At 63.8% G+C, this 20,862-nt stretch carries 20 protein-coding genes and 3 pseudogenes; 11 read left to right on the top strand and 12 right to left on the bottom strand.

Going from position 1 to position 20,862, the window contains the following annotated elements; all coding sequences use genetic code 11:
• The first annotated feature begins 20 nt into the window (after positions 1–20).
• Genes ACI2JO_RS18910 through ACI2JO_RS18900 form a run of 3 tightly spaced genes read left to right on the top strand, consistent with a single transcriptional unit; the run spans position 21 to position 3,802 of the window.
• Positions 21–533, top strand: coding sequence for a (2Fe-2S)-binding protein (locus tag ACI2JO_RS18910; RefSeq protein WP_404722152.1), 513 nt, complete (start codon positions 21–23; stop codon positions 531–533).
• The gene (locus ACI2JO_RS18905) at positions 530–1,543 is read left to right on the top strand and encodes an FAD binding domain-containing protein (RefSeq protein WP_404722151.1); all 1,014 of its coding nucleotides are present in this window, start codon (positions 530–532) and stop codon (positions 1,541–1,543) included. Before ACI2JO_RS18910 ends, ACI2JO_RS18905 begins: the two co-directional genes overlap by 4 nt.
• A gap of 12 nt (positions 1,544–1,555) precedes the next feature.
• Complete coding sequence (locus ACI2JO_RS18900; RefSeq protein WP_404722150.1) at positions 1,556–3,802, top strand: xanthine dehydrogenase family protein molybdopterin-binding subunit; 2,247 nt, start codon at positions 1,556–1,558, stop codon at positions 3,800–3,802.
• Between the two features lie 43 nt (positions 3,803–3,845).
• Here ACI2JO_RS18900 and ACI2JO_RS18895 read toward each other — a convergent pair whose 3' ends face one another.
• From ACI2JO_RS18895 to ACI2JO_RS18885, 3 genes are all read right to left on the bottom strand, one after another.
• Entirely contained in the window at positions 3,846–4,493 is a 648-nt protein-coding gene (locus ACI2JO_RS18895; protein ID WP_404722149.1) for a TMEM175 family protein, read from the bottom strand.
• 6 nt (positions 4,494–4,499) lie between these two features.
• The gene (locus ACI2JO_RS18890; protein WP_404722148.1) at positions 4,500–5,330 is read right to left on the bottom strand and encodes an aldo/keto reductase; all 831 of its coding nucleotides are present in this window, start codon (positions 5,328–5,330) and stop codon (positions 4,500–4,502) included.
• Between the two features lie 75 nt (positions 5,331–5,405).
• Positions 5,406–5,984 carry a TetR/AcrR family transcriptional regulator gene (locus tag ACI2JO_RS18885; protein ID WP_404722147.1) on the bottom strand — a complete coding sequence of 193 codons (579 nt, stop codon included), beginning with the start codon at positions 5,982–5,984 and terminating at the stop codon, positions 5,406–5,408.
• Positions 5,985–6,122: 138 nt separating this feature from the next.
• Here ACI2JO_RS18885 and ACI2JO_RS18880 point away from each other — a divergent pair, with 138 nt between their 5' ends.
• A complete protein-coding gene (locus ACI2JO_RS18880) occupies positions 6,123–7,112 on the top strand; it encodes a zinc-dependent alcohol dehydrogenase family protein (RefSeq protein WP_404722146.1) in 990 nt (329 codons plus the stop codon).
• A 100-nt stretch (positions 7,113–7,212) separates the two neighbouring features.
• Positions 7,213–8,322, top strand: a complete 1,110-nt coding sequence (locus ACI2JO_RS18875) for an S-(hydroxymethyl)glutathione dehydrogenase/class III alcohol dehydrogenase (protein ID WP_043061438.1) — start codon at positions 7,213–7,215, stop codon at positions 8,320–8,322.
• Between the two features lie 357 nt (positions 8,323–8,679).
• On the opposite strand, the gene ACI2JO_RS18870 is transcribed toward ACI2JO_RS18875, so the two are convergent.
• The 6 genes from ACI2JO_RS18870 to ACI2JO_RS18845 all read right to left on the bottom strand — a co-directional run bounded on the left by ACI2JO_RS18870 (position 8,680) and on the right by ACI2JO_RS18845 (position 11,719).
• The gene (locus tag ACI2JO_RS18870; RefSeq protein WP_404722145.1) at positions 8,680–9,099 is read right to left on the bottom strand and encodes a heme-binding protein; all 420 of its coding nucleotides are present in this window, start codon (positions 9,097–9,099) and stop codon (positions 8,680–8,682) included.
• Positions 9,100–9,205: 106 nt separating this feature from the next.
• On the bottom strand, positions 9,206–9,499 hold the full coding sequence (locus ACI2JO_RS18865) for a putative quinol monooxygenase (RefSeq protein WP_062344850.1): 294 nt from the start codon (positions 9,497–9,499) through the stop codon (positions 9,206–9,208).
• Positions 9,500–9,610: 111 nt separating this feature from the next.
• Complete coding sequence (locus tag ACI2JO_RS18860) at positions 9,611–10,351, bottom strand: SDR family oxidoreductase (protein WP_375272255.1); 741 nt, start codon at positions 10,349–10,351, stop codon at positions 9,611–9,613.
• 18 nt (positions 10,352–10,369) lie between these two features.
• Positions 10,370–10,546, bottom strand: a complete 177-nt coding sequence (locus ACI2JO_RS18855) for a hypothetical protein (protein WP_156477766.1) — start codon at positions 10,544–10,546, stop codon at positions 10,370–10,372.
• A gap of 10 nt (positions 10,547–10,556) precedes the next feature.
• Positions 10,557–10,853, bottom strand: a complete 297-nt coding sequence (locus ACI2JO_RS18850; RefSeq protein WP_404722144.1) for a putative quinol monooxygenase — start codon at positions 10,851–10,853, stop codon at positions 10,557–10,559.
• 71 nt (positions 10,854–10,924) lie between these two features.
• Entirely contained in the window at positions 10,925–11,719 is a 795-nt protein-coding gene (locus ACI2JO_RS18845) for a type 1 glutamine amidotransferase domain-containing protein (protein ID WP_404722143.1), read from the bottom strand.
• A gap of 113 nt (positions 11,720–11,832) precedes the next feature.
• Here ACI2JO_RS18845 and ACI2JO_RS18840 point away from each other — a divergent pair, with 113 nt between their 5' ends.
• Positions 11,833–12,768 (top strand): LysR family transcriptional regulator, encoded by a 936-nt coding sequence (locus ACI2JO_RS18840; protein ID WP_404722142.1) that lies wholly within the window; start codon positions 11,833–11,835, stop codon positions 12,766–12,768.
• 84 nt (positions 12,769–12,852) lie between these two features.
• On the top strand, positions 12,853–13,869 hold the full coding sequence (locus tag ACI2JO_RS18835; RefSeq protein ID WP_404722141.1) for a zinc-binding alcohol dehydrogenase family protein: 1,017 nt from the start codon (positions 12,853–12,855) through the stop codon (positions 13,867–13,869).
• Positions 13,870–14,085: 216 nt separating this feature from the next.
• Here the strand turns inward: ACI2JO_RS18835 and ACI2JO_RS18830 are convergent, their stop codons facing one another.
• On the bottom strand, positions 14,086–14,994 hold the full coding sequence (locus ACI2JO_RS18830; protein ID WP_404722140.1) for a LysR family transcriptional regulator: 909 nt from the start codon (positions 14,992–14,994) through the stop codon (positions 14,086–14,088).
• A 127-nt stretch (positions 14,995–15,121) separates the two neighbouring features.
• Here ACI2JO_RS18830 and ACI2JO_RS18825 point away from each other — a divergent pair, with 127 nt between their 5' ends.
• Together ACI2JO_RS18825 and ACI2JO_RS18820 are read left to right on the top strand one after the other, a co-directional pair.
• A complete protein-coding gene (locus ACI2JO_RS18825; RefSeq protein WP_404722139.1) occupies positions 15,122–15,922 on the top strand; it encodes a DODA-type extradiol aromatic ring-opening family dioxygenase in 801 nt (266 codons plus the stop codon).
• Between the two features lie 29 nt (positions 15,923–15,951).
• Positions 15,952–16,806: an SDR family oxidoreductase gene (locus ACI2JO_RS18820; RefSeq protein WP_404722138.1), complete on the top strand. Its 855-nt coding sequence runs from the start codon at positions 15,952–15,954 to the stop codon at positions 16,804–16,806.
• A gap of 148 nt (positions 16,807–16,954) precedes the next feature.
• Here ACI2JO_RS18820 and ACI2JO_RS18815 read toward each other — a convergent pair.
• Positions 16,955–17,323 (bottom strand): annotated as a pseudogene (locus ACI2JO_RS18815) (integrase core domain-containing protein); the annotation flags it as partial.
• 154 nt (positions 17,324–17,477) lie between these two features.
• On the opposite strand from ACI2JO_RS18815, the pseudogene ACI2JO_RS18810 reads away from it, so the two are divergent.
• Positions 17,478–18,774 (top strand): annotated as a pseudogene (locus tag ACI2JO_RS18810) (IS110 family transposase).
• Between the two features lie 214 nt (positions 18,775–18,988).
• On the opposite strand, the pseudogene ACI2JO_RS18805 reads toward ACI2JO_RS18810, so the two are convergent.
• Positions 18,989–19,575, bottom strand: a pseudogene (locus tag ACI2JO_RS18805) (IS481 family transposase); the annotation flags it as partial.
• 86 nt (positions 19,576–19,661) lie between these two features.
• On the opposite strand from ACI2JO_RS18805, the gene ACI2JO_RS18800 reads away from it, so the two are divergent.
• Positions 19,662–20,770 (top strand): IS3 family transposase gene (locus ACI2JO_RS18800; protein ID WP_404722137.1). Its coding sequence is split into 2 segments (ribosomal slippage): positions 19,662–19,911 and positions 19,911–20,770, totalling 1,110 coding nucleotides; the frame shifts between segments, so codons are not numbered across the junction.
• Positions 20,771–20,862 lie beyond the last annotated feature (92 nt).

Genomic DNA, 20,862 nt, shown 5'->3' with positions numbered 1-20,862 from the left:
AAAACATGAAGGCGCCGATCATGCCGACAGCCGTCAATACTGCCACATACGCTGCCGTGCCGATCGGCACGGTGCCGACCACGCTGACGATCAACGGTGAGACGCGCACCCGCGCGATCGAGCCCTGGACGACGTTGCTCGATCTGCTGCGGGAAGGCGAAGACCTGATCGGTACAAAGAAGGGCTGCGACCACGGCCAGTGCGGCGCGTGCACCGTGCTGATCGACGGGCGCCGCATCAACTCGTGCCTCAAGCTGGCGGTGACGCTGGACGGGGCGGACATCACGACGATCGAGGGGCTAGGCCAGCCGGGCGACCTCCATCCGCTGCAATCCGCCTTCTGCGACCACGACGCGTTCCAGTGCGGCTATTGCACCCCTGGCCAGATCTGTTCGGCGCAGGGCCTCATCAACGAGGGCAAGGCCAAAACCCGCGAGGAGGTCCGCGAGCTGATGAGCGGCAACCTGTGCCGGTGCGGCGCCTATACGAACATCGTCGATGCGGTGCTCGACGTGATCGGAGAAAAGGCATGAACCGCTTCGACTATGCCCGCCCGACCAGCGTCGCCGAAGCGGTGCAGGCAGGCGGCGGAGAGCAGGTCCGCTATCTGGCGGGCGGCACGAACCTGATCGACCTGATGAAAGAGAACGTCGATCAACCGACGACGGTGATCGACATCAACCGCCTGCCGCTGGACGCGATCGAGGAGCTGGACGGCGGTGGACTGCGGCTGGGCGCGCTCGTGCCGAACTCCAACACTGCGTGGGACGCGCGGGTCGAGCAGCGGTATCCCTTGCTGTCCTCGGCGATCCTCGCCGGCGCCAGCCCCCAGCTGCGCAATGCCGCGACCAACGGCGGCAACCTCAACCAGCGCACGCGCTGCTATTATTTCTACGACGTCGCCACACCCTGTAACAAGCGCGAACCGGGCTCGGGCTGCGGCGCGATTGGCGGAGTCAATCGCATCCACGCCATCCTGGGCGCGAGCGACCAGTGTATCGCCACGCACCCGTCGGACATGTGCGTGGCGCTGGCGGTCCTCGACGCAACCGTCCAGGTGACCGGCCCGGCCGGCGACCGCGCTATCCCGATCGCCGATTATCATCGGCTACCCGGCGACGAGCCGTGGCGCGACAACACGCTGAAGCCCGGCGAATTGGTGACGGGCATCGACCTGCCGGCCGAGGACTTCACGCAGAACTACACCTACCTGAAGCTGCGCGATCGTCTGTCCTACGCCTTTGCGCTGGTGTCGGTAGCCGTCGCGATGCGGGTCGAAGGCGGCACGATCGCGGAGGCGCGGGTGGCGCTCGGCGGCGTCGCGCACAAGCCATGGCGCAGCACGGAAGCCGAGAAGCTGCTGAAGGGCCAGCAGCCGTCGCCGCAGGCGTTCGGCGCCTTCGCCGACGTCCTTCTCGCCGGCGCGGCCGGTCAGGGCGAGAACGACTTCAAGATCCTGCTCGCCCGCAAGGGGATCATCCGTGCGCTGAAGCAGGCCGCTGAGGCCACCCCGCAATCGCAGACCGACAAGCGCGTCGCTTAAGGAACAGACATCATGGCTACCGCAGCGAAAATCGGGATTGGAAGCGCGATCAACCGCGTCGACGGGGTTGAAAAGGTCACCGGCACGGCGCGCTACGCCGCCGAGCATCCGGTGGAGAACCTGCTGTACGGCTACATCGTCGAGGCCGCGATCGCAAAGGGGCGGATTGTCAGCATCGATGAGGAAGCCGCGCGCGCTGTGCCCGGCGTCGTCGAGGTTATCACCCACCTCAACCGGCCGCACGTCGCCTGGACAGACCACAGCTACCAGGACGAGATGAAGATTCCGGGCTCGCCGTTTCGTCCGCTTTACGATGATCGCATCCAGTTCAGCCAGCAGCCCATCGCGCTGGTAATGGCCGAGACGTTCGAGGCAGCGCGCTACGCAGCCAGCGTGGTCGAGGTCGCCTACGAGGCGGAGGCGCACAATACCGACTTCGAGGTCGCGGTCGGCGATAAGTACGTGCCGAAGAAGAAGCGCAGCGGCTACATGGCGCCGAAAAATCGCGGGGACGCGGCGCAGGCGTTCGCGGACGCTCCGCTGAAGGTGGCCGGCGACTACCGGCTCGCGCCGGAACACCATAATCCCATGGAGATGTTCGGCTCCACCGTCGAATGGCACGGCGACGGCGGCATCACCGTGTGGGATAAGACCCAAGGTTCGCAGGGGGTGCATGCCTACCTTGCCAGCGTCTTCGGCTTTTCGAAAAAGAAGGTACGCGTGCTCAACCCCTATGTCGGCGGCGCCTTCGGCTCGGGCCTGCGGCCTCAGCATCAGGTGTTCCTGGCGGTGCTCGCCGCCAAGATGCTGGAACGCTCGGTGCGGGTCACGATGACCCGCAATCAGATGTTCAGCCACGCCTATCGCCCCCAGGCGATCCAGAGCATCGCGCTGGGCGCGGAGACGACCGGTAAGCTCACCGCGATCCGCAACGAGGCGACCACCTCCACCTCGCGCTACGAAGACAATATGGAGAACGTCGTCACTTGGGGGCTGATGAACTACGACTGCCCGAACGCCGACGCTGAATACACCGTCGCTCAGATCGACACACCGACATCAGCAGACATGCGCGCGCCGGGGGCGGCAACCGGCATGACGCTGTTCGAGATGGCGATCGACGAGATGGCCTATGAGGCCAAGGTCGATCCGCTCGAGTTCCGGCTCATCAATTACTCACCCATCGATGCGATGAATGGCACGCCGTACACCAGCAAGGCGCTACGCGAGGCGTTTCGCGAAGGGGCCGAGGCGTTCGGATGGAGCGAGCGCTCGGCCGAGCCGCGGTCGATGCGCGATGGCAAGGAGCTGGTCGGCTGGGGTTGCGCGACCGGCATGTGGGACGCGCAATTCTCCAAGACGTCTGCGAGCGCGAAGCTCACGGCCAACGGACATTTGGAAGTAGCGTGCGCGACGTCGGACATCGGCACCGGCAGCTACACGGTGATGACCTTGGTCGCCGCAGAGACGCTCGGCCTGCCGCCCGAGCAGATCACCGCCAAGCTGGGCGACTCAGACCTGCCGACCGCCCCGGTCGAAGGTGGATCGTGGGGGGCGGCATCGACCGGTGCGGCGGTGCAGCTCGCATGCCAGGCGGTCGGCAAGAAGCTCCTGAAGGCGGCCGGCAAGATCGCCGGTGAACCGCTGAGCGGAGCGAAGATAGACGACGTGCTGTTTGAGGACGGCTGCATGGTTCTGAAGGACACGCCGACCGTCCGGGTGCCGTTCGGAGATGCGATGCGTGCCGCTGACCTGACGGCCATCGAAGAGGAAGCAACCGCTGCGCCCGGGTTCGGCGACATGTGGAAGGGTCTGCACAAGTCCAAGAACACCCACAGCGCCATCTTCGCGGAAGTAAAGGTCGACGAGGAACTGGGTGTGGTGCGTGTCACCCGCATCGTCGATGCGGTCGCCGCTGGCCGCATCATCAACCCGAAAACCGCGCGCAGCCAGATCCTCGGCGGCGTGGTGATGGGTATCGGCATGGCGCTTCACGAGGAGACCTTTTCCGATCACCGGCTAGGTCGCTGGATGAACCACAACTTCGGCGAATACCATGTGCCCGTGCACGCCGACATTCACGATATCGAAGTGATCTTCGTCGATGAACCCGATTCCGAAGTAACCCCGCTCGGGGTCAAAGGCCTTGGCGAGATCGGCATCGTCGGCACCGCTGCCGCGATTGCTAACGCGATCTATCACGCGACCGGTAAGCGGGTGCGGTCCCTGCCGATCACGATCGATAAGATCCTGGATTGATTAGCCGATGTGAGCATCCGCCTTGCCGGGTCTATAGCCGGTCTCAGCCATTCTCCGGTTCTTGGCCTGGCTTGTAGCTGGGCTTTGCTGGCGGAAAGATATAGCTCAACGTAACGATCCCCGCGACGATCAGTCCAGCACGCCAATTCCAGATTGCCAGGGCAAAGGCTGCCCAATAGGCTCCGGCGGTGACGGCGAATTTGAGGGTTGTTCGCCTGAGGTAGGCGTCTGTCAGGCGCTGGTCTGGAAGCCCCCTCGCGGTTGCATAGACCCAACGCACGAACCACCACGTCGCCGGCGCCGCTGCCACGCCCAGATAGGCCAAAACGGCGGTCTTGCTTTCCGCGTCACCGCCGAGATGCTCGATGAGCGGCCGCGCAGGAAATGGCGTGATGCTGACAGCGGCAAGAAAGCCGATGCTGAGCAGATTGTAGCCATGATCGGTTTTTTGCAGAAGCTTGCCGGTGAAGTGGCTGGAAGCCCAGTAAAAACCGATCAGGATCACGCTGAGGGCGTAAGCGGCATATTCCGGTGCCAGCTTTAGGTATGCCGCTGCCAGGTCGCCGTCAGTCGGCTCTGGTGCGTGTAGTTCGGTCACCGGGAGGGTGATGGCAATTGCCAGCACCGCGTCCATGAATGCCTCAAGGCGGTCCGATTTGCGTTCGGTTGCTTTGAAAGACGATGTCGCCATCTGACGCTACAGCATTTCGAGTGGGCGACGGCCCGCTGGCCGGGGAAATGCCGCATCGAGTGTCGCAAGGTCGGCGTCGGAGAGGACGATATCTGCGGCAGCGCGGTTCTCCCGCACATGTGCAATCGAACTCGCTTTCGGGATGGCGATAAGGCCATCGTGGCGCAACGTCCAGGCGAGTGCAACCTGCGCAGGGGTTCCGCCAACCTGGGCCGCTACTTTGTCGAGGGCGGGATGGCTTGTGAGGCGTCCCTGCTCGACGGGACTATACGCCATCACCGGCACTTTGTGGTGTGCGAGCCACGGCAACAGGTCCAACTCAGGGCCTCGACGGACGAGATTGTATAGGATCTGATCGGTCACGCAGCCATCCCCGCCGGCAGCGACAAGCTCGTCCATATCGTCGGTATCGAGGTTGCTGACACCCCAATGCCGAATCTTTCCTGCCGATTTCAGCGCCTCCATTGCCTCTATCGTCTCAGCGAGCGGCACTGATCCCCGCCAGTGGAGCAGGTAGAGGTCGAGCCGATCGGTGCCGAGCCGCTTCAGGCTCGCCTCGCACGCACCGGCAAGGCGGAAGCGCGATGCGTTCTGTGGATACGCCTTGCTGACGAGGAACAACTGGTCGCGACGATCGCCGAGCGCTTCGCAGATCAGCGTTTCCGCCGCACCATCGCCATACATTTCAGCGGTATCGACGAGCGTCATGCCCAACTCGACACCGGCGCGTAGCGCAGCGATCTCATCGGATCGCCGCTCGGCACGCTCACCCATCTTCCAGGTGCCTTGACCCATTGAAGGAACCACTTCCCCGCCGAGCAATGTCACGTGTTTCATGTGCTTTCGTCCAATGAGATGAGTTCGACTGTTCGGTCGCGGGAGGCGGATTGGCAGATGACCACCATGTATTGATCATATCGCGGCCGGCCATCGATCGAGTGCCATTTTGACGATGGAGAGCAGTTCGTTGATCGTAGCGCCGTCGCGCGCCTGAACGGACATGCCTTCCATGACCGCATTGATGAATTTGCCTAGCACGGCCGGATCGGTGTTGGCCGCAAGTTCGCCCTGCACGGCGCCGCGTTGCAGACGCTCGATCAGGAGGGCCTCCGCCGCGATACGCTTGTCGCGCAGCAGGCATTCGATGGCGGCGGACGCCGGCGAAACGGCTACCGCTGCCGAATACATGAAGCAGCCGGCCGGCGTTCCAGGTTCCGAGAATGATGACGCCGCTCGTTCCAGCAGGCCTTTGACGGCCTCGTAGGTGGACAACGCCGGATCGTTGATGGGTGCATAGAGGTGGACGCTGAACGTCGCGGCGTAGCGCTCGATTACCGCCGCAAACAGCCCCGCCTTGTTGTCAAACGCTGCATAGAGACTGGCGGCGGCGACGCCAGTCTCCGCCACCAGATCGGCCATCGATGTCGCCTCGTAGCCGCGCTGCCAGAACAGCCGCACCGCCTTGTCGAGCGCAGCGTCAGTGTCGAACACACGAGGGCGACCTGCGCGGCGACGGGCTTTCGTCTCTGTCATCTCTGGCGCACGATATGGAACGATCGATAAATAATATCTTGAAACTGGTAGTCCGCTCTCTTACAGAACGATCATTCAATAATCAAGGATTTTCCAATGAGCCGCATCGTCCGTATCCACGAATATGGCGACGCCAGCGTCCTCAGGATTGAAGATGTGGCAGTCCCCGCGCCCGCGGCCGACGAAGTGCAGATCGCGGTGAAGACGATAGGCATAAACCGCGCCGAGGTGATGTTCCGCAACCATGCCTACCTTCAGGAGGCCGAGTTCCCGAGCCGCCTTGGCTATGAGGCTGCCGGCACTGTCGTTACGGTCGGCGCGGACGTGACCGGGTTTGCGGAAGGCGAAGCCGTCAGCGTCATCCCCCCGCTCGATATCGCGCGCTGGGGCACTTATGGCGAGGTCGCCAACGTGCCCGCCCGCCTCGTCGTCAAGCATCCGGCGGCGCTGTCGTTCGAGGAAGCGGCGGCCGTATGGATGCAGTATGTCACCGCCTGGGGTGCGCTGGCGGAGCAGGCGAAACTCGGCGAGGGCGATTTTGTCATCGTCACTGCTGCCTCCAGCAGCGTCGGCCTTGCTGCCTTCCAGATTGCGCGGATGGTCGGCGCGACGGTAATCGCGACGACGCGTACCGGCGCCAAGCGCCAGGCCCTGATCGATGCCGGTGCACATCATGTCGTCGCGACCGGGGAAGAGGATCTGGTAGCGAGGGTGATGGAGATAACCGATGGTCAGGGTGCGCGCGTGGTGCTCGATCCGGTCGGAGGCCCGTCGTTCGAGCCGCTGACCGAGAGCATGGCACGCGGCGGCATCCTGCTCGAATATGGCGCGCTCAGCGGCGAACCGACGCCGTTCCCGTTGTTCTCCGTGCTGGGCAAGAGCCTCACGCTCAAGGGGTATCTCTACAGCGAGATCGTCTCGGACGATGCCGCCCTCGATCGCGCCAAGGCGTTTATCGTCGCGGGTCTGGAATCGGGCGCGCTCAAGCCGCGGATCGCGCGCACTTTCCCGTTCGACGCCATCCAGGACGCTCACCGCTTCCTCGAATCGAACGACCAGATCGGCAAGGTCGTCGTTACGGTCTAACCGGCATACCGGGGGAGTGAGCGATCGCTCCCCCACGAATTTGCGCTGACGCAACGGCCTCGCACCAGCAATCGGCTTAACTCAACGAGGGTATCCCAACATGAAATCTCGCGCCGCTGTAGCCTTCGAGGCGGGCAAGCCACTCGAAATCGTCGAGATCGATGTCGCCCCACCCCGGAAAGGCGAAGTCCTCATACGGGTGACGCACACCGGTGTGTGCCACACCGACGCGTACACGCTGGCGGGGAGTGATCCGGAGGGTGTTTTCCCGGTGGTTCTGGGCCACGAGGGCGCGGGCATCGTTGTCGAGGTCGGTGAAGGCGTCACCAGCGTCGGACCGGGCGATCACGTGATTCCGCTCTACACCGCCGAATGCGGCAAGTGCGACTTCTGCCTGTCGGGCAAGACCAACCTGTGCGTCGCCGTCCGCGAAACGCAGGGCAAGGGCTTGATGCCCGATGGGACCACCCGCTTTTCGTACAATGGTCAGCCCCTCTATCATTACATGGGCTGTTCAACCTTCAGTGAATATACTGTCGTCGCCGAAGTCTCGCTCGCCAAGATCAATCCCGAGGCAAACCCCGAACATGTCTGCCTGCTCGGCTGCGGCGTCACGACCGGCATAGGCGCAGTTCACAATACCGCCAAGGTCCAGCCCGGAGACTCGGTCGCTGTGTTCGGCCTCGGCGGCATCGGCCTCGCGGCGATTCAGGGTGCGCGCCAGGCGAAGGCGGGTCGCATCATCGCCATCGACACCAATCCGTCCAAGTTCGAGCTGGCACGCCAGTTCGGTGCGACCGAGTGCATCAACCCCAAGGACCATGACAAGCCTATCCAGCAAGTGCTGATCGAGATGACGGGCTGGGGCATCGATCATACCTTCGAGTGCATCGGCAACGTCCACGTCATGCGCGCCGCGCTTGAATCAGCGCACCGTGGCTGGGGTCAGTCCATCGTGATTGGCGTTGCCGGCGCGGGCGAGGAAATCTCCACCCGCCCATTCCAGCTCGTCACGGGCCGCGTATGGAAGGGGTCCGCTTTCGGTGGCGTCAAGGGACGGACACAGCTCCCCGGCATGGTCGAGGATGCGATGAGAGGCGATATCGATCTGGCCCCATTCGTAACCCACACGATGGGTTTGGAGGAGATCAACGAGGCCTTCGAACTGATGCACGAAGGCAAGTCGATCCGCACGGTCATTCACTACTGACCCGCGATCCGAAGCGGCGCGAGGCGCTCGGATCGACAAGCCAGTCTTCATCATGGCCCGGCCATGATGAAGCGCGCCTTGGCAACTGGGCAACGCGCGGCGATGCGGTAACAAGCACCGCAGTGCGGTCGTTACATGCCGATAGCGGCACGGACCAGGGTCGCCTGGCCCAGGCGCTTACCAGCGGAGTGTGTGTGGCCTCGTCGCGCGACCAAACGGGAAAAATGGTTTTGTCGTAACCCTTTTTCTAATGCTGAAAAAATGTTTCAAAGGTGCCGAATATCGGGCCAGCCTGACCTTTGGATGTATTGAATCGGAAAAGCATTCATCTGTTACCCGACTGTTATGAACCAAGGCTCAGCCGCGCGCGAACGCCTGCGCCGCAGCCTCGGCCACGCCCTGGTCCTGCTTGCCGGTGCCGCCCGACACGCCCACCGCGCCGATCACCGTCTCGCCCTCCTTGATGGGCACGCCCCCGGCGAAGATCATCACCTTGCCGTCGTTGGAGGCATGGATGCCGTAGAAGTCAGCGCCCGGCTGGGCGAGCTTTGCCAGCGCCTTGGTTTCGACGTCGAACGCGCGCGCCGTCCACGCCTTGCCGATCGCGGTGTCGACGCTGCCGCGCCACGCATCGTCCATCCGCGCGAACGCCAGGAGGCAGCCGCCCGCGTCCACCACCGCGATGTTCGACGGGTTGCCGATCCGCTCGGCCTCCGCGATCCCCGCATCGATAATCGTCCGCGCGTCGTTCAGGTCGAGCGTCTGGGTGGTGCGCATGGTGTGTCTCCGTGGCCGGTTCGGGAAAAGCCGTTCAACGTACGCCGCCGCCCCACCCCCCACACGCGGGCGATGAGAGCGACGCGCTAGGGTGCCGACCGCTCCGCTATTTGGCGGCCAGCAGGGTGAACTTGTGAATCTGCGGCGGTTCCGAAAACAGTTCTTCTGCCTTGTCCATCAGTGCGGCGGCGACCTTGCCGTCGAGATGGGCCTGCCGATCCTCCTCCGTGTCGAACGTATCGAAGATCGCGTACGCACCGGGACCTTCCTCGATCGCATACCAGGTCAGAGTGCCCGCCTCAGCTTGAACGAGCGGCAATGCCGAGGTCAGGAAATCGGCGACATCGCGCTCTTTTCCGGGCTTGGCCTTCAGTGGTACATACAGGGCAAGCTTGGGCATAAATGACTCCTCAAGAGAAACGGACAGATATCATTCGGCAAAGTAACGGACGAGCCGGCCGGTACGTTCCCCATGAGGCGGAGCACACGCGGCCCCGCCTCCTCGTCGAGATCAGAACTCCTGTGCGGTCGGCCGGATGACGATCGCGTTGACGTCGACGTCATCAGGTTGTTCGACAGCGAACGCGATAGCACGCGCCACCGATGCCGCCGGGATGGCCCGCTTGTAGAAGTCCAGCACCGTCTCGGCAGCCGTGCCAGAGGTCGTGAACTTCAAATCGCTTTCGACAGCTCCGGGCTCGATCGACGTGACGCGGACCTTCTCGCCCACCTCCTGGCGAAGACCTTCGCTGATCGCGCTGACGGCGAACTTGGTGCCGGAATAGACCGTGCCGCCCGGGGCGAAGACCTTGATGCCGGCGACCGAACTCAGGTTGATGATATGGCCGCTGCCCTGCTCCAGGAAGCCGGGAAGAGCCGCGGCGATGCCGTAGAGCGTACCCTTCAGATTGACGTCGATCATCTGGTCCCACTCGTCGGTGTTGACCTCGGCCATCGGACGGATCGGCATCAGCCCGGCGTTGTTGATCAGCACGTCGAGGCGGCCGAAGTCGGCGACGATCGCGGCGACGACGGACTGGACCGCCGACTTGTCGGTGACGTCGAGCGCATAGGCGCGTGCCGTTCCGCCGTTCTCGGCGATCTGCGCGACGACCTCGTCGAGCTTGTCCTTGCGCCGTGCGGCGATGGCGACCTTCGCACCGCGTTCGGCGAGAAGACGCGCGGTCTCGGCGCCGATACCGGTGCTGCCGCCGGTGATGAGAACAACCTTGCCTTCGATACCTTTGGTCATGACTGTGTTTCCTTCACTTCAGATGTTGATTTTTCGCTGGGTCGCGGCCCCGCGCCAGCGGTAGCCGCGTGGATGAACGAGGCCGATAAGGCCCGCGCGAAGCGCAGGTGCCAACAGGCCGATCATCCGCAGCTCCTCTATGTAGAACGGTTGTGCCAGCAGCGCCGACCCCACCCATTCTTTAAGCTTGCCCATGGCAGCACCCTTAGGTCGCGGAGACGGGGTTGAGGACAAACGCGCCGCGCTCGGCCAGATCGCCGATCTGAGAGAGGTAGTTCTGGAAGTGGGGCGTCGCGCGGTGGGCGGTAACCGCATCCGCGTCCGCGTACAGCTCGTCGAGGACGAAGCGGTTCGGATCGCTCTGGTCCTGCCAGAGATCGTAGCGCAAATTGCCCGGCTCGGCACGGCTCGGCTTCAACATGGCGTCGAGCAGGGCGCGCAGGCGGTCGACGGTATCCGCACGGGCGGTTAGGACGGCGACGATCTTCACGTTGGCGGTCATGGCACCATACCCTGTCCTGGTTATATTTGAAGCGGGGCGCATCCTGAGCGCCCCGCCCGTCATCCTGGTACTCACGCAGCGGCGCGATCGAGGGCTTCGATCAAAGCGTCGGCCATGGCTTGGTCCGACGCCGGATTCTGACCCGTGATCAGCTCCCGGTCCACGACGACATTCGAAGCGAAGTTCTTGTCGGTGACAGAGACGTCGCCACCGGCCGACCGCAGCGCCTTTTCCATGTCGAAGAAGAGCTCGCCCTTCAGCACTTGCTCCTCAGCGATCTTCTCCTCGCTCGCCGAGAAGACGGTCATGCGGTAGCCTGAGTAGATCCAGTCTCGCGCCAGGTCGGCCGCCCCGGCGTCATCGCCTTCCTCCAGCGCCTTGCGGAAGGCCGGAGCATCGTCGAGCGTAGAAACAACGATCACCGGTCCGTGGCAGAGGAGCGCGGTCGGCTTGGCCGCCGCGTGGAAGTGACGGAGGATCGTGCCCGCATCGCGGTCCTGCATCAGATCGACGATGGGCGCGTGACCTCCCGGCACGAACACGCCAACGAAGCCGTCCAGACCCTCGTCGACGACCGATTTCAGCGTGCGGACGTCGTTCATGGCCGGGTGGCTGGCGAAGAAGTCCTTGGCGCGCTGGTATGCCGCCTCATCACCGCCGAAGTGGTCCTTCGTGTCGGAGCCGGCGTCGATGTGCGGCTTGGTCCCGTTGGGCGTAGCGAGAACAATATCATAGCCGGCGTCGAGCAGTGCCAGCGCGGGGACTGCCGTCTCGTTGAGATACTGACCGACCGTTGCGGTACTGCCGCTACGCAGACCGAGCTGTGTCGCGTTCGATCCAAGAACGAGAACCTGACCCTTGCTCATCTGAACCTCCATGTTCGCGGCGCCCGTCGCCGATGGATGGGAAATGGGCCTCGTTGATATATTTCAGAAGTTTATCTTTCTAATACCAGATATACGTCTGGCAGGATGACTGCATGCGCTACGATCTGAACCTGCTGCCGATCTTCGTCGCGTTGATGGAGGAGCGCAGCGTCACGCGGGCTGCCGAGCGCATGGGCATGACGCAGCCTGCCCTGTCTAACGCCCTATCGCGTCTACGACTGATGCTTCAGGACCAGTTGTTCGTCCGCGAGCGCTACGGCATCCAGCCGACCCCGATCGCGCTTGAACTCTCACCGCTGATCGCCGAGGCACTCGCCCAGCTCGACGACGCGGTCCTCGGTCAGCAGGCCTTCGACCCCGCACAGGCCGAACGGCTCTTCACAATCGCGCCAAACGGCTACGTCGAGTTCGTCCTCGTCCCCGCTATCGTGGCGCGCCTGGAGAAGGTCGCCCCCGGCATAAAGCTTCGTCTGACGCCCTTCGGCAACGATCTTGTGGAAACAGGCGTCGTGTCGGGCACGACGGCGCTCGTGCTGGGCCGCATCGTCGATCCGCCCGACAACCTCGTCGTCCAGCACCTGATGGACGAAGGGCTCGCCTGCGCCGTCCGTGCCGACCATCCGGGCGTCGGCGATGTCATGACGCGCGAGCAGTTCGAGACGATGAAGCATGTCAACATCGTGCCGCCCGGACGGATGCGCGCCGGTTTGTTTCAGGCGCTGGCGCAGCAGCAGCTGAAGCGCGACGTCGCAATCTCCGTGACAAACTTCTTCGCGGTAGCCGAGATGGTGGCCGTGACCGACTATTGCGCCACCTTGCCCTCGCTCATCTGCAGGCGGCTGATGCACGACCCCCGGCTGAAGATCCTGCCGGCTCCGGTCGACCTTGGCAGCTTTCCCGTGGAAATGGCTTGGCACGTCCGCTATCGGCATGATCCCGCACACCGCTGGTTACGGGCACTGATCGGCGCGGTCATCACCGACCTCACGGGGAAGACGGCAGCGGCAATCACGCCGTCGCCAGCCTGAGGACGATGTCGAACCGCGATGTCGCTTGTGCGTATCCCGTACGCGACAAAGGTCGCTATACAGCCCCTGCCAATAGGATTTATCATGCGCGCAATCGGCTACCAGCAGCCCGGAACGATCGATCGCACGGAAGCTCTCGTCGACATCGAGCTTCCCGATCCCGTAGTCACTGGGCGCGATCTCCTCGTCGAGGTAAAGGCCGTCTCGGTAAACCCGGTTGATACGAAGGTCCGCAGCGGATCGGGTCCGATCCGCGGCGACTGGCGTGTGCTGGGTTGGGATGCCGCTGGTGTCGTTCGCGCTGTTGGCCCTGAAGTGCGCGGCTTCGAACCGGGCGACGAGGTGTTCTACGCGGGCAGCATTGGCCGCGATGGGACCAACGCCGAGTTGCACCTGGTCGACGAGCGCATTGTCGGGAAGAAGCCGGCCAGCCTCGATTGGGCAGAGGCAGCGGCGTTGCCGCTGACGGCGATCACCGCGTGGGAGGCCCTCTTCGAGCGATTGTCCGTGCGTACTCCTGTAGCCGGTGCAGCACATGCGCTGTTGATTGTCGGGGGTGCCGGCGGGGTAGGCTCGATGGCGATCCAGCTTGCTCGCCAGGTACCCGAGCTGATCGTCATTGCGACGGCCTCGCGCCCTGAAACGCAGGCCTGGGTGGGTGAGCTCGGTGCGCACCATGTCATCGATCATCGCCAGCCGCTGGCTCGGCAAGTGGCGGATTTGGGCATCGGCGCGCCGGCTTTCATCTTCTCGGCCACGCACACCGACGAGCATATCGAGCAGATCGCCGAGCTGATTGCCCCGCAGGGACGTTTTGCGCTCATCGACGACCCCAAAACGCTCGATGTTGTACCGTTTAAACGCAAGTCGGTGTCGACCCACTGGGAGTTTATGTTCACCCGGTCCATGTTCGAGACTGCTGATATGGAAACGCAGGGTCAGATCCTGTCGGCCATCGCCAGCCTCGTGGACGCCGGCGAGGTGCGCACCACCCTCACTGAACGGTTCTCCCCCATCAACGCCGCGAACCTCAAGCGCGCGCACCAGGCGCTTGAGAGCACTACCGCACGCGGCAAGATCGTCATCGAGGGTTGGCAGTGATGCGGTTCACGCTCACTCAACGTCCGCCGCGCCCGCGGCCCCCGCTGCACCAACTGAAAGGGACCAAGCCTCGGCGTTATCGATGCCAGCCATGTGCGGTTGTGGGCGTCGCTTTCGCTGGGTCACTGATATCTACAATCGTAAAAGACCGTGATGTTTCGAGATAGCAGACGCGGTCCTCGGGTGAAAACTCGGGACGTCTGCTAGCTCGGCATCTCACCAATCGGTGCCAAGAGCGGGGAGTGCTTCGGCTAAGAAGTCAATCCACGCCCGCGTCTTGGCGGCGGGGCGCCGCGTCGGGTGTGTGATGGCATATGCCGCTCCCAGCATCATAGGCGGCTCGTCCAGCTCAAGCTCGCTCAACTGGCCGGCGCGAAGCGCCTCTGCCGCAATAAAGCGTGGCCCATATACCAGCCCTTGGCCCGCGACGGCAGCGCGAACCAAGGCCTCGCCATTGTCGGAACACATCGATCCTAAGATCGGCACCTTGATCGTCCCGTCTTTGCCGAACGCCCACGATGTCGTTCCTGCAAGCGACGCGTTGGTGTGGCCCAGACAATCGTGATCGCCGAGATCGGCCAGGCGGGTTGGCGTTCCCCGCCTCGCCAAATAAGAGGGGGCGGCACACAGCACGACGCGCATCGCCACGAGCTTGCGGGCAACAAGCGCACTGTTGGCGAGGCGCCCGATCCGTACGGCGACATCCCAACGCTCTTCCAGCAGGTCGACGTAACGATCGTTGAAGCCCAGTTCGATCGTCACCTCGGGATGACGTGCGGAGAAAGCAGGGATGAGTGAGGCAAGGTGCAGAACGCCGAAGGTGGCGGGCGCACTGACGCGCAGCAGTCCCTGGGCGGTGATCGAGCGCGACGATGCCTCCGCCTCGGCTTCTCCGATCTCCATCAGGATACGTTCGGCCTTTTCGAAATAGTCGGTGCCTGCCTCGGTCAGCGACAGCCGACGCGTCGAGCGCTGGACCAGCGTGGTGCCGAGCCGCGCTTCGAGGGCGTCTAGGTGCTTGGCCGCCATCGCCGGTGACATGTGCAGATCACGCGCGGCGGCAGAGATGCCACCGAGCCTGATCGCCCGGACGAACACGTCCATACCCGTCAACCGATCCGCCATGATTTCCTACCCGTGGTTGAAGCTGATCCTTCTACGCGAGCGATTATCATTGCGCGATAGCTGGCACATATTCCAATCAACAGATCGATGATCCAGGTCGCCTACGGTGGCGCCTGCACCGGAGTCTATGACCATGAGCGTCCAGCCCACCTACTTCATCCCGCATGGCGGCGGCCCCTGCTTCTTCATGGACGATCCGCGCGGGGTATGGACCGGCATGGAAGCGTTCCTGCGCAACCTGCCGAACACGCTCGCCGAGAAGCCCAAGGCCATCCTCGTCGCCTCGGGACATTGGGAGACGGACGGCTTCGCCTTCACCGGCGCCGAGCGGCCCGAGCTGATCTACGACTATTACAACTTCCCGCCGCATACCTATCAGTTGCGCTACGACGTGCCGGGCGCACCTGCGCTTGCCGCCCGTGCCGCGGCCCTGCTCAAGGATGCGGGCATCCCCTCAGCTGTCGACGCGAAGCGGGGCCTGGATCACGGCGTGTTCGTCCCCCTTAAAGTGGCTTTTCCGGATGCGGATATTCCGCTGATCGAGATGTCTGTCGAACGCGGGCTGGACCCGGCCCTCCATGTCGCTGCCGGGCGCGCCCTTGCGCCACTGCGTGAGGAGGGCGTGCTGATCCTGGGGTCGGGCATGAGCTTCCACAACATGCGCGCCTATGGCGATCCGCGCTCGACGCCCGGCTCGCAGGCGTTCGACCAGTGGCTGGCCGAAAGCATGGAGCTGGACGGCCCCCAGCGAGCCGAGCGTCTGGCGCACTGGGCCGATGCGCCCTCGGCGCGCTTCGCCCATCCGCCCGCCAAGGAGGAGCATCTGCTGCCCCTGATGGTCGCGGCCGGCGCGGCCGAAGGCGAAGGCGCCCGGGTCTATGCCGAGGAAGTGCTGTCGACCGCCATCTCGGGTTTCCGTTTCAACTGATCTCACCGCGTCACTGAAGGAGAATTGTGATGACCATCGCCGTCACCGGCGCGACCGGCCAGCTTGGCCGCCTCGTCATCGAAAGCCTGAAGCGCAAGTCGACCGGCGAGCCGATCGTGGCGCTGGTGCGCTCGCCCGAAAAGGCCAGCGACCTGGGTGTCGAGGCACGCGCGTTCGATTACGCGCAGCCTGAGACGCTCGCTCCGGCACTGGCCGGGATCGACACGTTGCTATTTATCTCGTCGAGCGAGGTCGGGCAGCGCGAGGCACAGCACCGCAACGTCATCGAGGCCGCCAAGACGGCGGGCATCAAACGTATCGTCTACACCAGCCTGCTGCACGCCGACCGATCGCCGATCAGCCTAGGCGAGGAGCACCGTGCGACCGAAGCGCTGCTGGCGTCCTCCGGTATCCCGACGACCCTCCTGCGCAATGGCTGGTACACCGAGAACTACACCGGCTCGATTCCCGCAACCCTGGAGAATGGCGCGCTCGTCGGCAGCGCTGGCGAGGGACGCCTGTCACTCGCGACCCGCGCCGATTATGCCCAAGCCGCAGCCATCGTGCTGACCAGCGACGGCCATGAGGGCAAGACCTATGAGCTGGCCGGTGACGACGCGGTGACGCTCGCCGACCTTGCCGCCGAGATCTCGCGCCAGACCGGTCGCAACATCCCGTACCGCGATCTGCCGCAGGCCGAATACGCTGCGATCCTGAAGCAGGTGGGCCTGCCCGAGGGCTTCGCCGAGGGACTTGCGACATGGGACGTCGATGCCTCGAAAGGTGCGCTATTCGATGACGGCCACCAGCTCTCGAAGCTGATCGGACGTCCGACGACACCGCTGGCCGACGCCGTGCGGGCGCAACTCGCCGTGCAGGGCTGACGTTACGCAATCCCCAGACCGTTAAAGACCATCCCTGGAGATAGCGCATGAATATCGACCCTTCCGGCAAGACGACGCTCGTGACAGGTTCGACGGCCGGAATTGGCGTTGCGATTGACGTGCTCCCCTGAAACTCCGCCAGTTCGCCCTAAGTGTTTAGTCCCGGCATCTGGTGGATCGGGTCGACGATGAACCGGTCTGGCTCAGACGTCCAGATCTTGGCGATGTATTCGTAGGGGGTGAGGCCGCTGAGGGTCTTGAGCCGGCGAGCGAAATTGTAGGCGGCCATGAAGTCGTTGAGGTGCGTCCTTAGCTGGTCGTGGCTCTCGTAGTGAAAACGTTTGACCGTCGCCTCCTTGATGGTCCGGTTCATCCGCTCGACCTGACCGTTGGTCCATGGGTGGTTCGGTTTGGTGAGCCGGTGCTCGATGTCGTTGGCCTCGCAGATCATGTCGAAGCGCATTTGGCGGGACCAGGCGGTGTTTCGGTTACGGGGCTGCTCGGCGAACTGAATGCCATAGCACATTGGGAAGCGCTGGTTCGGGAGCCGCTATGGCCCTGATGAAGACAAGGCCGCGTAGCGGCCGCAGACTTCATCAGGGCAAGCCATGGCCGGTCAGCAGGTATCTAAAGTGAGGTTGTCGAGACAACACTTTGGAGGCCGACCGACCATGACCAAGCTCACCTCTACGCCTGCCGGCGCCGTGCTGGTAGCCATCGACATGTCCAAGAGCCGACAGGAGGTTCTCATCGAGCGACCGGAAGGCGGCCGGCGCCGGCGGATGACCGTCATGGCGACCAGGCAGGACTATGACGGCTTTGCCGAGCAACTCGCTGCTATCGGGCGCCCTATCATCGTCGGGTTCGAGGCGACGGGTAATTACCATCGTACGCTGGCGCACCGGCTGCTGACGGCAGGGTTCGAGCTGCGCCTCATCTCGTCGGTCGCGCTCGCCAGAACGCGCGAGGCGCTGCACAACGGCTGGGACAAGAACGACTCCAAGGACGCGCAGGTCATCCTGCACATGCTGCGGATCGGTGCGACGCAGCGCTACGTCGACCCGCTGGTGGCCGGAATCAACGACCTGCAGGAGCTCTCGAAGACTCACGAGACGATCTCAAGGATGAAGACGCAGACCTGGCATCGGATCCTGACCCACTACCTGCCGCTGTACTTCCCCGAGATCGCCCGCTTCGCAGGCAACAGCCGGTCCGACTGGTTCCTGGCGCTCATCGAGCGGTTTCCGACGCCGGCCACCATCACGGCGCTGGACCGCGAGGCGTTCTCGGCCGCGGCATGGCCGCTCATCGGCCGCAAGGTCTCCAAGGCACGCCTCATCAACGACATCTACGAGACGGCGTCCGCCTCGACGGCACTGCCGGTGCCGGAGAACTCAGCCGCCATCACCATGTTCCGCATGGTCATCGCGCAGGGCCGCAGCCTCATCCACCAGCGAGACGAGATCGAGCGGCTGGCCCATGCGCGGCTCGCCGATGACGTCGACTACCAGCTGCTGCGCAACATTCCGGGCATCGGTCCGATCAACGCGCTGACCATCCTGGCCGAGGCCGGTGATCTGCGGCGCTTCAACCATCATCGTCAGTTCCTGAAGTTCTGCGGTCTCGATCTCGCAACGTGTCAGTCAGGCACGTTCCGTGGCCGCACGAAGCTGTCCAAGTACGGCAATGCGCGCCTGCGCCGGACCTTCTGGATGGCTGCCCAGGTCGCCGCGCGTCAGCGCGACAACAGCTTCCGCGACAAGCTCGGACGATATGTCGCCGGGCACGCGGACGATGCCGACCGTCGCCGCAAGGCGATGACGGCGCTCACCGCCAAGATGGCGCGCGTGGCTCACGCCGTCATCAAGACGAGGACAGAGTACCGGCCGTTCCTCGAACGGTCGGATGCCAGGTGGAAGGACCCCTCTCTGCAAGTGCCGTGAGGGCGCTCGTCGAGCGACCCTGTAGATAATGTTCGGGCCTTCCACCTGGGTGCGTATCTCGTTTTAAGGATGGTGAGGACCACGGCCGCCTCGGCGCTGCTGGATCCTGTGTTTGCTATGGCAGGGAGCGATCCCGTTGACGGTGGGAGCCATCTGGCTCAGATTGCATGCCGCGCCGACGGTTGTCGGCGCATGGATATCTGCTGGCCAAAACCCGCCGCTGCTTCCCGACATAGGACGTTGTCCGTCAGAATGGTGTGGATGCGGTAGGGTACGGCTTTCAGCAGGTGCTCGAGGAACTCCCAAGCTGTTCGCCTGTCAGCCTTGTCGACCAGCTGGGTGACCGCGAACTTGCTGGTGCGGTCGATGCCGACGAACAGGTACAGTTTGCCTTCGGCGGTCTGCACCTCGGCGATATCGATGTGAAAGAAGCCAATCGGGTAGCGCTTGAAGCGCTGACGCTTCGGTTTTTCGCCCTCGATATCCGGCAGGCGGGAGATGCCGTGCCGCTGGAGGCAACGATGCAGCGCTGACCGGGTCAGATGAGGGACCGATGGCTGCAACGCATAGAGGCAGTCGTCGAGCGGCAGCAGCGTGTGCCGCCGGAACGCCACTACCATTGCCTCCTCCGCTTGGGACAAGGTCGTTGAATGAGGGCCTTCGGCCCGGTCTTTAAATCCTCGACCGTCGCCCTACGCCACTTCGCCACAGTCTTCGGGTTGATCCCCAGCTCACGGCTCAGCGTCGCGAGCGAAGCTTGCGATCGCTGTATTGCTGCTCGGACGGCGTGCGTGGTCGTGGCGCACCCATGACGTACCTGTCCCATACGGCTTCCTTCCATTCCAACGAAAGGATCGCACCATCAAACCGGGGGATCAAACACCTAGAGTCCGCCTTCGTGAGGAGACGGACGTGAAGAAGACCAGGTTCAGCGAGGAGCAGATCATCGCGGTGCTGCGCGAGCAGGAAGGCGGGATGAAGACCGCCGACGTGTGCCGCAAGCACGGCATCAGCAGCGCGACGCTGTATGCGTGGAAGGCGAAGTATGGCGGCATGGACGTGTCGCAGGCACGCAAGCTGAAGGTGCTCGAGGAGGAGAACGGCCGGCTCAAACGGCTGCTGGCCGACGCCATGCTCGACAACGCCGTGCTGAAGGAAGTCGCGGCAAAAAACTGGTGAAGCCCGCCGCTCAGCGGAAGGCTGTCGAGCATGCTCGGCAGCTGTTCGGCATCAGCGAGCGTCGGGCATGTACCATCTTCGGCGTAGATCGAACGTCGGCGCGCTACGCGCCCTGGCGTAGTGATGATGGCGACCTGCGGTCGCGGTTGCGGGAGATCGCGGCCGAGCGTCGGCGCTTCGGCTACCGTCGGCTTGGGATCATGCTGGCTCGCGAGGGGCTGGTCATGAACCACAAGAAGCTGCTGCGGCTGTACCGCGAGGAGAACCTGCGGGTCAGGCGCCGGCGTGGCCGCAAGCGAGCGATGGGCACCCGAGCGCCGATGACGCTGCCCCAGGGACCGAACCAGCGGTGGAGCCTCGACTTCGTCAGCGATACGCTGATCAGCGGCCGGCGCATCCGCATCCTGGCGGTAGTCGACGACTTCACGCGCGAGTGCCTGGCGCTGGTGGCCGACACCTCACTGTCAGGCGCGCGTGTCGCCCGCGAGCTCGACGCCGTCATCGCTGTGCGCGGCGTGCCGCTGATGATTGTCAGCGACAACGGCACCGAGCTGACCAGCCTGGCGATCCTGAGATGGACGCAGGAGCGCCCTATCGAGTGGCACTACATCGCGCCGGGCAAGCCGCAGCAGAACGGCTACGTCGAGAGCTTCAACGGCCGCCTGCGCGACGAGTGCCTCAACGAGACGCTGTTCGTGTCGCTCGGCCATGCCCGCTCGGTGCTGAGGCTCTGGCGCGACGACTACAACCATGTGCGGCCGCATAGTGGTGTTGGCGGGCTGACGCCCGCCGATCCTGCCAGGCGGGTTGCGCAACCCCGCCCCGAGGGGCACCATACCTGACGTCCTCCCTGTTTTTTCATCCATGTTGAGTGAGAGTTTTCCGGCCTTTTGAAGCCTGCGGGCAAGGAGCTGGGACATGAAGAAGACGAGGC

This window comes from Sphingomonas sp. NPDC079357 (genome assembly GCF_044901155.1).
GTDB lineage: Bacteria > Pseudomonadota > Alphaproteobacteria > Sphingomonadales > Sphingomonadaceae > Sphingomonas.
Note: the sequence above shows the minus strand (reverse complement) of the source record. Positions and strands in the feature narration are given on the sequence as shown.